Source organism: Hymenobacter jeongseonensis, assembly GCF_015694725.1.
GTDB lineage: Bacteria > Bacteroidota > Bacteroidia > Cytophagales > Hymenobacteraceae > Hymenobacter > Hymenobacter jeongseonensis.
In genome coordinates this window covers 53013-67888 of record NZ_JADQDQ010000006.1, presented here as the reverse complement: position 1 = coordinate 67888, position 14876 = coordinate 53013, and the positions used below count along the sequence as shown (strand labels likewise).

Genomic DNA, 14876 nt, shown 5'->3' with positions numbered 1-14876 from the left:
CAACAATTATGCTGTAGCTGGCAAAGCTTAGCCGCGCGGCATGGAAGTGCCGGGTTTGCCTGTTTTGGCCGCCGGATGGAACATGGGGTCCACGGCGTCCATGTCGAGGAAGTGCGAAAAGGTGTCGCCACGCAAACCCAGCCGGATGGTCTCGAGGCTCACCACCTCATTGGGCGCAATGTTGCCCAGATTTACATTGGCGCCCAGCAGCTTGATGAACCAGACTTGCTGCGCCTTTTGGGGCGCTTCCCACAGAATCTTCTCAGAGGGAATTTTGGTCAGAATTTCTTCCACCAGTCCCGAGCGAACTTCCCCGGTGCTGCGGAACAAGCCCACGTTGCCGCCCTCCCGGGCCTCCCCAATCACCTTGATGGCGCCGGCGGCCAGTTCGGTTTCCATCTGCGAAATCCATTTGTAGGGCGGAATGATTTTTTCGGCGTCCTTGGAGCCTACTTCGCTCAATACCCGCACCGACTTGCTCAACTCGCGAATGAACTCGCATTTGCGCTCGTGGTCGAGGTCAATGCTGCCGTCGGATACTTCGGCGTACTCCATGCCGTAGGTGTCGAGCAGGCGGCGGTAATCGTCGAATTGGTTGCGGATGATGAACGCCTCAAACAAGGTGCCCCCAAAGTACACGGGAATGTCGGCGGCCCGGTAGATTTCGAGTTTGCGCTTCAGGTTAGGCACCACGTAGGACGTGGCCCAGCCCAGCTTCACCACATCGGTATAGGCGGCGCTCACTTCCAGGAAATCTTCCACTTCGCGCAGGCTCATGCCCTTGTCCATTACCATGGTGTACCCTTGCTCGCGGGGCTTGGGCGTGCGCTCGGGGAGTTGAGAAAGGTCGTAGTTCATTATTTAATAAGGGCTGTTGGGGTGATATACTCAGGATGAAGAGGAGATTAGATTAAAAACACCAGCACAGACGCAGCCAGGTTTAATACACTTCAAAAAAAGCCGCCCGCAATTAAGCGGGCGGCTACAAAAGTAGAACAACAACAAGTAGATTGCGGTGTGTTAGCGTTTAGTTAAAAAACCAATAGCGCTGCCGTTCCATCTGCCACTTATTTTCGGAACTGCTCAATCAACTTCTTCAGGCCGGGCTGTTCGCGCAGGGCGGGGAAGTAGTCAAACAGCAGCACGTGCTGCTCGTAGTTGAGCGTAAGCGCCGTTTCCAGGGTGTTGTACGCTTCGCGCATCCGACCGTCGGCCAGCAAGTACGCGCACAGCATGTAGTGGAAATGGGCTTCGTGGGGGTGCAGGTTCACGGCGTGCTGCACCAAATCCACGGCTTCGGCAAAATGCCCTTGCTCGTAGAGAATGGCACTCCAGCTCACCCAGCCCTGCACGTCGTCGGGTGCCACTTCGGTGGCTTTTTCGTACGATTCCAAGGCACTGACGACGTTGCCCACCTGGTTCTCGGCCGCGCCCAGCGCCGACCAGTATTCGCCACTTTCGGCGTAGAGCTCGGTGGCCTTGCGGAAGTAGTGAATGGCTTCGAACCAGCGGCCTTGCTCCTGCAGCAGCACGCCCTGGCCGAACCACGCCTCGTCCATCTCAGGGTTTAGCTCAAGGGCTTGGCGGTAGTAGCGGCGGGCGGGTTCCCATTCGCGCAGCTTTTCGTAGCACTCCCCAATGTTGCAGAGGGCCTCGTCGGTGGGCTCACCCGTGGGGTAAGCCAATTCAAATTCCGGAATGGCTTTCTGATACTCCTGCTGGCACACAAACGTATCGGCCAGCCAGTGGTGGGCGTCATGAAAATCGGGGCTGATGACCACCGAGTAGTCAAATGCCTCCGCCGCTTTGGCGAAGTCCTCGCGGCGGTACCAGTACTGCCCCAGGTTATACCAAGCCGTGGCCGAATACGGGTCCTCATCGGTAAAGCCTTTGAAAAAGTCCTCATGCTCCTCGAGGCGCCCGCTGATGTCCAGGCAGTGCAGCAATTCCTGCACACCGGTTTCGTTGTCGGGGTTAAGTCGCAGGCTCTGCTTGTAGTGCTTGGCCGCGCTTTTGAATTTCTGCCAGCTTTGAAAAGCAAGGCCGAGGTTAAAATGAATGTCTTCGCGCTCGGGTTCCTGCTCTAGTCCGGCCCGGAAAAACTCGACAGCTTGGGCAAATTCGCCTCGCTGGGTGCTGATGATGCCCCGCGTGACGGCCACATCGGCATTAGTGGGGTCTAAGGCGGCCACTTCGTCAATCTGGCGCTCGGCTTCGATGTAGTCGCCGCGCATGGCAGTTACTTGGGCGCGGTCAATCAGCAGCTCCGTGGAGAAGGGGTACTGGCCCAGGGCTGCTTCGCAGGCCTGCAGGGCCTTGTCAAATTCTGCGTTGGTAACGTAATGGTCGATGATGTTCTCGAAGTCCTCCAAGTCAAAGAAGACTGGTTCCTGCTGGGCCACCATGCGCTCGAAACGACGGACGACGTCCAGCACAGCCCGATGGTTTTCAAAATGTTCGTTCATGCGCATAAAATCGCAATTAAGTAAATGGACTATCTGGGTTTGTGCAGGGCCGAATGCTACGGCAGATTCTCGTTGGTACGTCGCGCGGAAGCACCGGTCCTCTCCACTTTATCCGTTCTATATCAATAATAACAAAAGTTAGCCAAAACCGTGCAATCCGGCTTGTTGCTAAGATACGATAACCGCCGGGGAGATGGTCGGGTTCATTCCCAATTTGGCCGCGCACCAAGCCAGCGTCTCCGTTAACGGGCGGAAGCCGAGGCCGGTAGCGCTTTGCACTTTGGCATGTGCGTACAGCACGGGGTGGCGTCCGGCCCGGGCCGTGTCTTTGGTAATAAGTGGCCGAGCGCCGGTGATAACGGCCCGCGCATGTTCCAGCCGCCAGATAATTTCAGCGGCCCAGTTGGGTACCGCCACCGTAGGAGGCCGGCGCTGCATAGCCGCCGCGGCTTGCCTAAAAAAATCGGGCAGGGGCACGGCCTCTGCGCTCACAATGTAGCGCTCCCCGCTCAGGGTGGGCTGGTCGAGGGCCAGGGCCAGCAACTGGGCTACCACGTCGCGCACATCCACGAAATTGATTAACCCCCGCGTATAAAACCGATGCTGCTGGTGGGCGTAGCGCAGGAGCCGGGTGCTGCTGCGGTGCCAGTCGCCCGGCCCTAGCACTACCGACGGGTTGACGATGACGGCCGATAAGCCCTCTGCCACCCCCCGCCAAACTTCCAGCTCGCCCAAATACTTGGAGGTGGCGTAAGCTGGGTGAGCTGCGCCGAGGTCCCAGGTACTCGTTTCCGTCACCAAATGCGCGCCGGAAGGGCCGGCAAGGCTCGTGGGAGCCGGCCCACCCAGGGCGGCAATCGACGACACGTGCGCCAGCCGGATGCCCGGTCTCTCCAAGCAGGCATCGACCACGGCCGCGGTGCCTTGCACGTTCACCTGAAGCAGCAAATCCTCGTCTTGCGGCGCATAGGAAACCAAGCCGGCGCAGTGGAACACGTGGGTCACTTCGGGAGTGAGGGCGGCCCGCAACAGGTCCGTGTCAAGTAAGTCACCCGCCACCCACTCCACGCCCGCCGCGCTCCCCGTTGGGACAGCCCCTCGGTGCAGGGCTCGCACGGCCAGCCCTCGTGCCCGCAGCGCCTCCAACAGAAATGAACCAATGAGGCCGGTGCCGCCGGTAACAAAAATCATGAGTTGGGGCAGGTAATTGGTAAATGGAAAGGCACGGCCTGAGAGGGAGAGCGGGCCAATCCTCCGTCAGCAACAAATAATGGCCTCAGAGCGTTTGATTCAATAGGGGCAGCTGAAGCAGTTTCTGCAAGTAGGGCTGCGGCAAGGTGCGCCGCAACAGGGTTTCCGTGTGGCGCAGGTGATGGGTGTCGGTACCCACAAAATCAACCAACCCCCCGTCTATCAATTGTTCGGCGACCTTTTTGGCTGCTGGCGAGTAATAACCCGCCAAGGAGTTGAGGTTGACTTGCAGCAACACGCCGTGGTTGTTGCGCAGCATCTCGATTTCATCAAACCGGCCGTAGAAATAGGTGTAGCGTTCCGGGTGGGCGAGCACTGGATTATAGCCCTGCGCCTTCATCTCGAAGATGATTTCGAACAAATTCAGTGGTTCGTTCATGTACGAAGTTTCGAAAAGCAGGTAACGCTTGTCGCCCCCAAACGTGAGCATCTCGGTGCCGTCCGCCAGCTTGTGCCCCAGAAATTCGTCGAGGTAGTATTCGGCGGCACAGTCAAGGGCTACATCTTCCAGGCCCGCCGCCGCCGCCGAGTCGCGTAGCAAATTCAAAGCCGCTCGGATGCCCTCCGGGGTATTCTTGTAAAAGTCGCCCATGATGTGGGGCGTCATGATTAATTTCCGAAAGCCTAATTCCCGTAAGGCGCGAAGCAGGGATAGTGAGTGTTCCACGGTTTCGGCCCCGTCGTCTAAGCCGGGTAGCAGGTGCGAATGCATGTCGGCCCCCAGCGTTGCCAGCCCGGGTAGCACCGCTGCACTAGCCGGCTTGCGCCCAAACAGCCGTTGAAGGAATGCCATGAAGCAACGCGGTTAATTGAAGAACTTCTTCAGCTTTTCTCCAAAGGTGAGCGGCTTGGTTGTTGGCTCCTCATAATAGCCTTGGCCGTAAGCCCCGTAGCCGTAGCCGTACCCATATCCATATCCATATCCGTAGCCGGAACCACGCGTGCTGGCGTCGTTGAGAATGGTGCACATGCGTGTCAGATTATTGGCGCGCATGAGGCGGTTCATGTTTTTAATGAATGCCTTGCGTGAATAGTCCGCCCGCACGATGTAAAGGGGGATGTCAGCCTTGCGCATAATCAGAATGCCATCGGTAACTAAACCAACAGGGGGAGTGTCAATCAAGATGACGTCGTATGATTGAAACAACTCCTGAATCATCAAGTCAAACTTGTCGCTCAAAATCAACTCCGACGGATTAGGAGGGGTTGGGCCAGCCGAAATGAACTGCATCGTTTCGATGGAAGTGGGCTGAATGCACTCCTGAATGCTGTGCCGGTCGATGAGAATGGTACTTATTCCCTTCACGTTTTGCGCTCCAAAGGCTAAGTTGACTTTGGGCTTGCGCATGTCCAAGTCGAGGATAATAACACGTTGCCCCGATAGGGCAATAATGCCACCCAGGTTGACCGTCACAAACGTTTTGCCTTCGCCCGAGATGGTGGACGTAACGGAAATCATCCGCTTTTTCTTCGCCGAACTGATAAAATCCAGGTTGGTCCGAATGGAGCGAATGGATTCTGAAATGGCCGATTTAGGATTTTTATCCACTATTAGCCGCGATACCTCCATCTTCTCCTTGTCGTAAGTAGGAATAATGCCCAGCACCGAGGCTTTGGTGTTGCGCTCCAGTTCCCGCACATTTGTGATGGTGTTGTGCATGAAGTAGCGCGCCGCAATCAGCCCCAGCCCCAGCAACAACCCGCCGGCTAGCCCCACAGCATAGACAATCAAGCGATTAGGCGAAATTGGGGCTGCGGGAGGGGAGGCTGGCGAGAGTATCAGAAAATCAGCTGTTGCGCCAGCCTGCTCAATATTGAACTGAACCTTGCGGTCCATCAATTGCAGGAAATTCTTGTCGTACAAGCCCAAAGGCCGTTGCAAGCGCGCCAGCTCGGTGCTTTTGGATGGCAGGCTCTGCAAGTCGCTCGTAAGCCGGTCGCGCTGCTGATTTAAGCGGCCCAACTCACTCTGCAGGAGTTTCTGATTTTGCTGCAACAGGCGCTTGATGGTGGCCCGAGTGAAGGCAATGTTTGCCTTGCGGCTTTGCACCGTCTCCGTTTTGTCGGTGTACGAACGCGAAATTCGCCGGAGCTCCCACTGCAACCCGTTCAGGGCATTCAATTCTTGCACCAGTTGCGGGTCCTGTACGCCCGCAATGGAGGGCAGGCTTTGTTCCACCGTTTGGGTTTCGTCACGTGTCAACTGCTCTTGGCTCGCCATTTGAGCAACTTGATTCAGCAAGCTCATCTTGTCCGTGAGGGCAATGCGCGCGGTTTCCAAAGCTTCCATCTTGGTGGAAATGGCTTCCAATTCTCCTTTTGTATCGTACGTGCCGGTTTGTTGAACGTAACTCTGCAACCGGTCCTCTGCCCGTTCCAGGTTTTTGCCGTTCTCGTCAAGTATTTGGTCCAGGAACTCAAGCTGGTTGCGGGTTGCCTCGTTCTTGCGGCTTAGTTTTTCGGCTAAATACAGCGAATCAATCTGATTGACAATATCTTGTGCCTTATTAGGGTTAAAGTCATTGAAAGAAATCTGAATGGTGTTGGCATCAAAATTCACAATTTCAACGGCCAGGTTTTTGTCCAAGTAGGCGTTCACCTGGCTGTCATTCAAGATGACGAAATGGTAGTTTTCCTCCGGCGTCTTGTTATTAAGTTCCGTCGTACCAAATACCTGCAGCGTAATGCCGGGCCAGGCAATTACTTGGCCGAAGTCGTATTCCCCCCGCATTGGTTGCCCTTGCCCGGTATATTCAAGGCTGAACCTGTTGGGGGAAATGAACTTCAAGTCAAATTTGCTATTGTACAGCGACCGGTCGGTGATGGCATACTTAACGCGGAAAGGGGAGGTGCCAAAAAGCTCACTTTCAAGCACGGTGCCTTGCACGTAATAGTTGACGTCGAGGGCTAACGAGTCTTTGAGCTTCCGATAAATTATATTCGACTTAATCAGCTCAACTTCCCCGGCAAGTTTGTTTGTTCGGTTTTCAGCCACGGGCGCCATTTGGCCAGCTAGGCCAAGGGCGCTGCCTTCGTTGCGCTCGTCAATCTTGAGCAACGACTGCGACTTGTAAACGGGTTTGGTGTAGCGTAAATACAACCACGAGGCCGTCAGCCCCAGCGTGATGAGCAAAATCATCCACAGCAAGCTGCGCCGGGCCACCAACACAAGCGTGGCCGTGTCCAAGCTAGCCGATTCTTCTTCGGCGTCATTTCCGGCCGCTAACGGCATCTCCGGCGCAGTTCCCCCGCCAGTCGCATTGCGGATAAGGTCCTCCAATTCCGTATTCTCGTTTATAGCCATTTTGCTGATAGTGCCAAGGATGGCGTCAATGCAAGATTATTTATTTGAAAAATATAGTAACTATAATCCAGGCTACTGCCTGTTGCTGAATTGATTAATAAGGAAAAACGTAGTGCTAAGTAGCAGTGTTGATAAAGTTATAATGGGACTCAAATCGGCTAATGCATCCAGGAATGGGCGCCGTATGGGTTCTACATAAATAACGTCGTTAGGCTCTACTTGTAAATTTGCGCGGCGCATGCCATCCAGCGTAGATAAATCAATTTGCTGCACCCGCGGGTTTTTCAGGTCACCACGTATAATACGAATGTCGTTTGCCTTGCCGCCATTGCGGTAATTTGATGCGCCCCCACCGGAGTTTCCTCCTCCGCCCGTGTTCCTGCCGCCATCGATGCCACCCGCCAGGGCCAGCACTTCCAGCAGGTTCATATTATCGTTGTTGAGGGGAATAACTTGTCCACCGGTGGCTCCCATCACAACTACTCGGTTATTCGTTACCCGGGTCGATACAAAAGATTCTTTGTAAAACTCGTTGTAGCGCAACGCCAGCATGCTGTCGGCTTCCAATAAGGTGAGGCCGCTGATGCGAACTCGGTTCACCATGGGCAATACCACCGTGCCGTCGGCTTGAACCAGAAATTCTGACCCACCAGTCGCAGGACCCGCGCCCCGGCCAGTTGAGCCGGACGTGCCTCCTCCACCGGTTGAGGGAATGGCGCTCGACCGAGAAGGTAGGCCGCCACCCGGTTGGCCAAATTGCAATTCCCCGTTGGGGTCAAGAATCCGTTCTCCTCGGTTTGTATTTACCCGCACTTCCAGAAAGTCATTGGGTTGAATGACATAATTGCGCTCCGTACGGTTCACAGCTATGCGTAACTTGGTGCTGTCGAGTTGCCGGCCCTGGCTATCAGTGAGCCGGAACAATGTCCGTTTCTCGTAATACTTGGTAGTAGCGCACGACGAAAAAAAGAGCACTGCCGGTAAGGCCAGCAGCCACAGCCGCCCGAGGCGACGAGAAAGAGATGTCGGCATGAAGGCCAATTAGGAGGGAACTGAACGGGATATAGCGAAAAACTTTTGCTTCGACAGCTAGGTTCTCCTCAAAAAGCCTCAAAAGTAACGCTTTTAGCGTGCCTATTCAAGAACAGGTGGTTAGGCCCCGGCGCGGCGCTGGCATTTCCCGCTGCGTGAGCCGTACTTTTGCGGCATCAAACCGGCTAATGTCGGTTGCGAAGACATTCAATCCCGTTCTCTCAAATTCCCACCCTCATTTCCTGTCCAATGGAAGCCGTAGCCACCGAAAACCAAACCATGATTGCGCAGATGGTGCGCGACTTTGGCGCCCAACACATCAAGCCCAACATGATGAAGTGGGACGAAAGCCAGGAGTTTCCCATTGAAGTGTTTCACAAGCTGGGCGAACTGGGCCTGATGGGCGTGCTGGTGCCGCAGGAATACGGCGGCTCGGGCTTTGGCTACATGGAATACGTGACGGCCATTGCTGAACTGGCTAAAATTGACGGCAGCATTGGCCTCAGCATGGCCGCCCACAACTCTCTCTGCACCGGTCACATCCTGCAACACGCCTCCGAAGAGCAAAAGCACAAGTACTTACCCAAGCTGGCTTCGGGCGAGTGGATTGGTGCCTGGGGCCTCACTGAGCCCAACACGGGCTCTGATGCCGGCAACATGCGCACCACGGCCGTGCTCGACGAGAGCGGCGAGCATTACATCATCAACGGCGCCAAAAATTTCATCACCCACGGCAAATCCGGCAACGTGGCCGTGGTCATTGTGCGCACCGGCGAAGTGGGGGATTCCCACGGCATGACGGCCTTCATCATCGAGCGCGGCACGCCGGGTTTCGAAGCGGGCCGCAAGGAAGACAAGCTGGGCATGCGTGCTTCCGAAACCACCGAGCTGATTTTTACCGACTGCAAAGTGCCCAAGGAAAACGTCATCGGCAAAGTGGGGGACGGCTTCGTGCAGTCACTGAAAGTGCTTGACGGTGGCCGCATCAGCATCGCGGCGCTGAGCCTCGGCATTGCCCAGGGCGCGTTCGAGGCCGCCACGCAGTATAGCAAGGAGCGCCACCAGTTCAACCAGCCCATCAGCAGCTTCCAGGGCATTGCCTTTAAGCTGGCCGACATGGCCACCGAAATCGAAGCCGCCAGCTTACTCACCTACCGCGCCGCCGATATGAAGGACCGCGGCCAAAACGTGAACCTAGAATCGGCCATGGCCAAGCTTTACGCCTCGGAGGTGAGCGTGCGCGTTGCCAACGAAGGCGTGCAGATTTTCGGCGGTTACGGCTACACCAAGGACTATCCGGCCGAGAAATACTACCGCGACGCCAAGCTCTGCACCATTGGCGAAGGCACCAGCGAAATTCAGAAGCTGGTGATTGCCCGGGCGCTGCTGAAGTAGTAAATCTCATGCATTCAGCCGGCTTGCTCAGATAATTCTTTGTTTTGCCTAACAATTCTCCTTATCTTTGCGGCCCGATTTACTCGGCTCCCCTCCTGAAAATCTCCCTCATTCCCTGATATGATTATCATTCAAATCAAAGACAACGAATCGGTTGACCGCGCCCTGAAGCGCTTCAAAAAGAAGTTTGAGCGCACCGGCGTGCTGAAAGAGCTGCGTCGTCGCACTTTTTTCCAGAAGCCCAGCATCACGGAGCGTAAGATGAAGCAGAAGGCTGTTTACAAGCTCGCCACCTACGGCCAGCCGAACGAATAGTCCGAAGTTTCGGGAACCGTTAGCATTGCTAAAACCGGTTGGGTTGCCTCACAAGGCACTCCAACCGGTTTTTTCGCGTCCATACCACAGTGGTTTGTTTGGTAGAAAATAAAAAACCAGTACATTGGATGCCCGGCCCATACGCTGGGCATTTTTGGTGTTGGTATGGATGCTTTTTTTGATTATTTGCGCTTTGAGCGGCGCTACAGCCCCCACACGGTCACCTCGTACCAAACCGACCTGGGGCAGTTTGCGGCCTACCTGAAATCGGCGTACGACCTCTTGGACCCGGCGCAGGCCACGCACCCGCTCATTCGGGGCTGGGTGGTGGAGCTGATGGAGCAAACCCTGGACCCGCGCACCGTGAACCGCAAAGTGGCCTGCCTGCGCTCGTACTTTAAATTTTTGCTGCGCACCGGCCGCATCGAGGCCAATCCGATGCTACGCATCAAGGCACCGAAAATGGCCAAGAAGCTGCCCGAGTTTGTGCCGGAGGACGCGTTGAACGGGCTGTTGAATTCGTTCGAGTTCGGCGAGGATTTCGCCGGGCAGCGCGACCAACTCGTGCTGGAGATGCTCTACGGCACGGGCATTCGCTTGTCGGAACTCATCGGCATTCACGCGGATGACGTGAGCCTGGGCGCCAGCACCGTGCGCGTCACTGGCAAGGGCAACAAGCAGCGCCTCGTGCCCCTAAACCCTTCGTTGAAGCTGGTGATTGAACACTACCAGGCCCGAAGAGCCCAGGAATTTGGCTTGGCAGCGGGGCCGCTGCTGCTCACCGACAAAGGCGAGCCGATGTACGAGAAGTTCGTGTATCGCACCGTGAAGCGCTACCTCAGCCAGATTACGACTTCGAGCGCGCAGCAGCACCCGCACGCGTTGCGGCACGCGTTTGCCACCCATTTGCTGGGCAAGGGCGCCGACCTCAATTCCATCAAGGAATTGCTGGGCCACGCCAGTTTGGCGGCCACGCAAGTGTACACGCACCTGTCCGTCGATAGGCTAAAATCCGTATTTGAACAAGCCCATCCGCGGGCTTGAGTTTCTTTTACCCTTTACCCTCTTAATCAACTGCTTTATGAAAGTACAGATGCATTCGGTGCACTTCGACGCCGACAAGAAACTGCTTGATTTCGTGCAGCAACGCCTTAATAAACTCGAGACTTTTTATGATAAAGTGACCGGTGGCGAGGTTATTATGCGCCTTAACAACAAAGACGGAATCGAGAACAAAACCGTCGAAATAAAGCTGCTGGTGCCCGGCAGTACCCTTTTCAGCCAAGAAGACGCTGCTTCCTTCGAAGCTGCCGCCGATGCCGCCGCCGAAAGCCTGCGTCGCCAAATCACCCGCCACAAGGAAAAAACCCTCAGTCACTAATTGAAGCACAAGCTTTCGCTTAAACAAATAAAAAGCCCCGTTTGCTGACCAGCAAACGGGGCTTTTCTTGTGGCTTTGTACTACTCAAACACTTGGGCTACAGCGCAAACTCAGCTTTAATCTGGGGCACGTAGTCCAGCTTTTCCCACGTAAAGGTTTCGAAAGTTTTCACGCTGCCATCCTTCATGGTAGCTTGTACGGTGCCGGGCTGCCGGCCCATGTGGCCATAGGCTGCCGTTTGCGCGAAAATGGGGTTTTGCAAACCAAAGCGCTGCACAATGGCATACGGGCGCAGGTCAAATAGCTTATTTACTTTTTCCGCAATTTCGCCATCGGTGAGGGTGGCGCCGTTGCTGCCTTTGGCCTTGGTGGTGCCGTAGGTGGTCACGAACACGCCCACGGGCTGGGCCACGCCAATGGCGTAGGCCACCTGCACGAGGACCTGGTCGGCTACGCCGGCCGCTACCAGGTTTTTGGCAATGTGGCGGGCCGCGTAAGCGGCCGAACGGTCTACCTTGGAAGAGTCTTTGCCGGAGAAAGCGCCGCCGCCATGGGCCCCTTTGCCGCCGTAGGTATCCACAATGATTTTGCGGCCGGTGAGGCCAGAGTCGCCGTGGGGACCGCCGATAACAAACTTGCCGGTGGGGTTGATGTGGTAAATAATCTGGTCGGTGAACAAGCTTTGCGCTTCGGCGCTCAATCCGGCTTTCACGCGGGGAATGAGAATGGCGAGCACATCGGCTTTAATCCGGTCCAGCATAACGCTTTCGGAAGCGTCGAACTCGTCGTGCTGCGTGCTGATGACGATGGTGTCGATGGCTTCGGGGCGGTGGTCGTCTGAGTAGCGAATCGTGACCTGGCTCTTGGCGTCGGGGCGCAGATAGGTCATTTCCCGGCCTTCGCGGCGGATGGCGGCAAGTTCCTGCAGCAAGCGGTGCGACAAGTCCAACGCCAGCGGCATGTAATTGGCCGTTTCGTGGCTGGCGTAGCCGAACATCATGCCTTGGTCGCCGGCGCCTTGGTCTTCGTCCTTGGCACGTTCCACGCCTTGGTTGATGTCAGGCGACTGCTCGTGCAGGCGGTTCATCACCTCGCAGGTGTCGGCGTTGAACAGGTATTCGGGCTTGTTGTAGCCGATGCGGCGGATGGTTTCGCGGATAATGGGCTCTGCGTCGACGTGCGCCGTGGATTTAATTTCGCCGGCTACCAGCGCAAAGTCCGTAGTTACGAGGGTTTCGCAAGCTACTTTGGCAGTAGGGTCCTGGCGGAGGTATTCGTCGAGGATGGCGTCGGAAATCTGGTCAGCGACTTTATCGGGATGGCCTTCCGAAACCGATTCGGAAGTGAACAGATAGGGCATTGATAGCGCGAAAAGAGCAAAAAGAAAAGAGAGGGGCCCCCACCAAACTGCGAGCAGCAAGCGGGCGCGGTGCAAAACTACGGAAATCCGAGCTATCGGGAACGCCAACAAGCACGTGCCTAGCAGGAAGCACGGAGGATTCCAAACTAGGAAATAACCTCAACCTCTGCCTTGTTGGCTGCGGCGTTCCCTGGACACGGTTTCCCAGCAGTCATTTCAAGAAATATTTAGTCTTTGTAATCCAGAGGAGAAATATGCGACCTCGTCGTGTTACTGCATGAATTGCCCCACCTGCAGGTGAGCTTATACCTTACAGCATCCGAAGGCTGCTTACAGCTGCGCCAGCCGGCCACCGTCCACAGCCAGGGTGGTGCCGTGGATAAAGCTGGCTTCGTGGGATGCCATAAAGGCAATGGCGGCCGCTAGCTCTTCGGGCTGGCCCACCGTGGCTTTGTCGATGGTTTCGACGCCGTTCTTCACATTGGGGTTAGTCCACAGCATGGGCGTGTCCACGGCGCCGGGTGCAACGGCGTTGATGCGGATTTGCCGGAAATCCAGCTCCCGGCTCATGCCGCGCACAAACGCTTCCATGGCGCCTTTGCTGGTGGCGTAAGGCACCACGCTGGCCGTGGTTTGGTGCGCGTGCACCGAGCTAATGGCCACAATGGCGCTGCCCTTTGGCATGTGCGGCAAGCAAAGCTGCGTGAGCTGCGCCAGGGAGCGGAGGTTGACCTGCATGAGCAAGTCCCATTTTTCCAGGGGCAGGTCCACGAGGTGCTCGAAGGTCATCATCGCCGCGTCGCATATCAGTACGTCCACGCGGTGGTATTTCGTCACCACCTTCTTCACGGTCGCCGCAATGGCTTTGGGCTTGGCTAAGTCACAAGCTAGGAAAATGGCCGTGCCGCCGGCTTTGGTAATGGTGTCAACCGTTTCGTCCCCGTCGGCCGCATCGCGGCCCAGCACGACAACCGTGGCGCCTTCGGCGCCCAGCCGGATGCAGGTAGCGCGGCCAATGCCCGACGTCCCGCCCGTTACTAGGCATACTTTATCTGTAAATCGCATCGTAAATAAGGTTGGCAAAAAAGCCCCGTGCTCAATTTTCCACCTCTTACGGGAAGCAACTTGCCGAGGCTAGGTTTGCGCCACGCCTATTACCGGCGCCTGCATTTTTTCGCAAACCAATACCACTGGCCGGCCCCGCAGGTCCGTCGTGGCAAAGAGGTACACCTCGCCGCCCTCGCGAATGCCGGTATGTCGGCGGAAGTCTGCCACCGATTCGGGGAAATTCCGGGTTGTGACGTGCGCGCGGGCCTCGGGACCCAAGTGCGCTTTGAGGGTAGCGCCATCGGCTTTCTCCACAGCCTTGACCCGGAAAATACGCCCCGGAAAATCGGTCCGCAACACATCCGAAGTATACAGGTGGCTGTGCTGGTGCAGCTTCAGCAACTCGAATGCGGTGCCGATGCTGCGAAAGGCGCCCGCCTTGAGCACCGCCGCGTTGGGCTCGTAGAGAAACTGCTGGGCCTCGGCGTAGCGGGGCGTGGCCCGCGCTTCGCGGGCGCGGTTGAGACGAAATTCCTGCTGGCTGCCGTCGCGACGCAGGTTCAGGGCGTAGCGTTCGGGGTCGACGGCGGGCTCCTGGCCCAACTCGTACAGCACTTCTTTCACCTCGTTGTCCACGGCCAGCACCCACAGCCGCCGAACGTGGCCCAAGCCTTGAACGGCGTGCTCGATGTCGAGCATTGGTGAGGTTTTGAGCAGGATTTTGTCGGCCTTATGCAGCAGCAGCGGCAGCAGTTTCACCACGTCGGGCTCGCAGTCGCGTAGCAGGAAAATCTTGCGCGCGGCTGTGTCGCGCCGGGCCGGGTCGAGGTACAGCCAGTCGAAATGGTGGGGCGTGCTTTTGAGAAACGCCAGCGCATCTTCGGCGTGCACGGCCACGTTGGTCACGCCCAGTTGGGTCAGGTTATAGCCAACAATAGCGGCCAGCTTCGGGTCGCGCTCGACGTAGTCGACGTGCGCCACGCGGGCCGCAAAATGCGCCGTATCGGCCCCAAAGCCGCCGGTGAGGTCGGCCAGTCGCTGGCCTTCCACCAAGCTGGCTTTGAAGGCCGCCGTGCGGGCCGACGAGGCCTGCTCCACCGAAAGGGCGGGCGGAAAAACCAAATCGGGGTTATCGGCCCACTCGGGCAGCTTGGTTCGGGCCTTTTGGCGGGCCTGAATCTGGCGTACCAATTCGGGCACGGGCAAGCCGGGATGGCGGCGGGCTTGGAGAGCCAAGTGCGCGGGGTCGTCGTGCAGGTGCGCGGCCACGTAGCGCCTGGCCGCTTCGGGCAAGGGGTAGTCCATGAATAAACCTATACGGAAAAA

13 protein-coding genes are annotated in these 14876 nt (G+C 56.8%); 4 read left to right on the top strand and 9 right to left on the bottom strand.

The window, feature by feature from the left end; genetic code table 11:
- Nucleotides 1-27: 27 nt before the first annotated feature.
- The 6 genes from I2I05_RS13740 to I2I05_RS13715 all read right to left on the bottom strand — a co-directional run bounded on the left by I2I05_RS13740 (nt 28) and on the right by I2I05_RS13715 (nt 8052).
- The gene (locus tag I2I05_RS13740) at nt 28-858 is read right to left on the bottom strand and encodes a phosphosulfolactate synthase (RefSeq protein ID WP_196282844.1); all 831 of its coding nucleotides are present in this window, start codon (nt 856-858) and stop codon (nt 28-30) included.
- Nucleotides 859-1067: 209 nt separating this feature from the next.
- The gene (locus I2I05_RS13735; protein ID WP_196282843.1) at nt 1068-2465 is read right to left on the bottom strand and encodes a tetratricopeptide repeat protein; all 1398 of its coding nucleotides are present in this window, start codon (nt 2463-2465) and stop codon (nt 1068-1070) included.
- Between the two features lie 168 nt (nt 2466-2633).
- Nucleotides 2634-3656, bottom strand: coding sequence for an NAD-dependent epimerase/dehydratase family protein (locus I2I05_RS13730; protein WP_196282842.1), 1023 nt, complete (start codon nt 3654-3656; stop codon nt 2634-2636).
- Nucleotides 3657-3741: 85 nt separating this feature from the next.
- Nucleotides 3742-4509, bottom strand: coding sequence for a tyrosine-protein phosphatase (locus tag I2I05_RS13725; RefSeq protein WP_196282841.1), 768 nt, complete (start codon nt 4507-4509; stop codon nt 3742-3744).
- A gap of 12 nt (nt 4510-4521) precedes the next feature.
- Nucleotides 4522-7020: a polysaccharide biosynthesis tyrosine autokinase gene (locus tag I2I05_RS13720; RefSeq protein ID WP_196282840.1), complete on the bottom strand. Its 2499-nt coding sequence runs from the start codon at nt 7018-7020 to the stop codon at nt 4522-4524.
- A gap of 72 nt (nt 7021-7092) precedes the next feature.
- Nucleotides 7093-8052 (bottom strand): polysaccharide biosynthesis/export family protein, encoded by a 960-nt coding sequence (locus I2I05_RS13715; protein ID WP_196282839.1) that lies wholly within the window; start codon nt 8050-8052, stop codon nt 7093-7095.
- Nucleotides 8053-8301: 249 nt separating this feature from the next.
- Between I2I05_RS13715 and I2I05_RS13710 the strand changes: the two genes are divergently transcribed.
- The 4 genes from I2I05_RS13710 (at nt 8302) to hpf (ending at nt 11143) form a co-directional block, all read left to right on the top strand.
- Nucleotides 8302-9447, top strand: coding sequence for an acyl-CoA dehydrogenase family protein (locus I2I05_RS13710; protein WP_196282838.1), 1146 nt, complete (start codon nt 8302-8304; stop codon nt 9445-9447).
- A 120-nt stretch (nt 9448-9567) separates the two neighbouring features.
- Nucleotides 9568-9762: a 30S ribosomal protein S21 gene (gene rpsU, locus I2I05_RS13705; protein WP_035564799.1), complete on the top strand. Its 195-nt coding sequence runs from the start codon at nt 9568-9570 to the stop codon at nt 9760-9762.
- Nucleotides 9763-9927: 165 nt separating this feature from the next.
- On the top strand, nt 9928-10806 hold the full coding sequence (locus I2I05_RS13700) for a tyrosine-type recombinase/integrase (RefSeq protein WP_196282837.1): 879 nt from the start codon (nt 9928-9930) through the stop codon (nt 10804-10806).
- A 37-nt stretch (nt 10807-10843) separates the two neighbouring features.
- On the top strand, nt 10844-11143 hold the full coding sequence (hpf, locus tag I2I05_RS13695; protein ID WP_196282836.1) for a ribosome hibernation-promoting factor, HPF/YfiA family: 300 nt from the start codon (nt 10844-10846) through the stop codon (nt 11141-11143).
- Between the two features lie 97 nt (nt 11144-11240).
- On the opposite strand, the gene metK is transcribed toward hpf, so the two are convergent.
- From metK to I2I05_RS13680, 3 genes are all read right to left on the bottom strand, one after another.
- Nucleotides 11241-12503, bottom strand: coding sequence for a methionine adenosyltransferase (gene metK, locus I2I05_RS13690; RefSeq protein WP_196282835.1), 1263 nt, complete (start codon nt 12501-12503; stop codon nt 11241-11243).
- A gap of 330 nt (nt 12504-12833) precedes the next feature.
- Nucleotides 12834-13568: an SDR family NAD(P)-dependent oxidoreductase gene (locus tag I2I05_RS13685; RefSeq protein WP_196282834.1), complete on the bottom strand. Its 735-nt coding sequence runs from the start codon at nt 13566-13568 to the stop codon at nt 12834-12836.
- A 69-nt stretch (nt 13569-13637) separates the two neighbouring features.
- Nucleotides 13638-14855, bottom strand: coding sequence for a class I SAM-dependent methyltransferase (locus I2I05_RS13680; RefSeq protein ID WP_196282833.1), 1218 nt, complete (start codon nt 14853-14855; stop codon nt 13638-13640).
- Nucleotides 14856-14876: the final 21 nt, after the last annotated feature.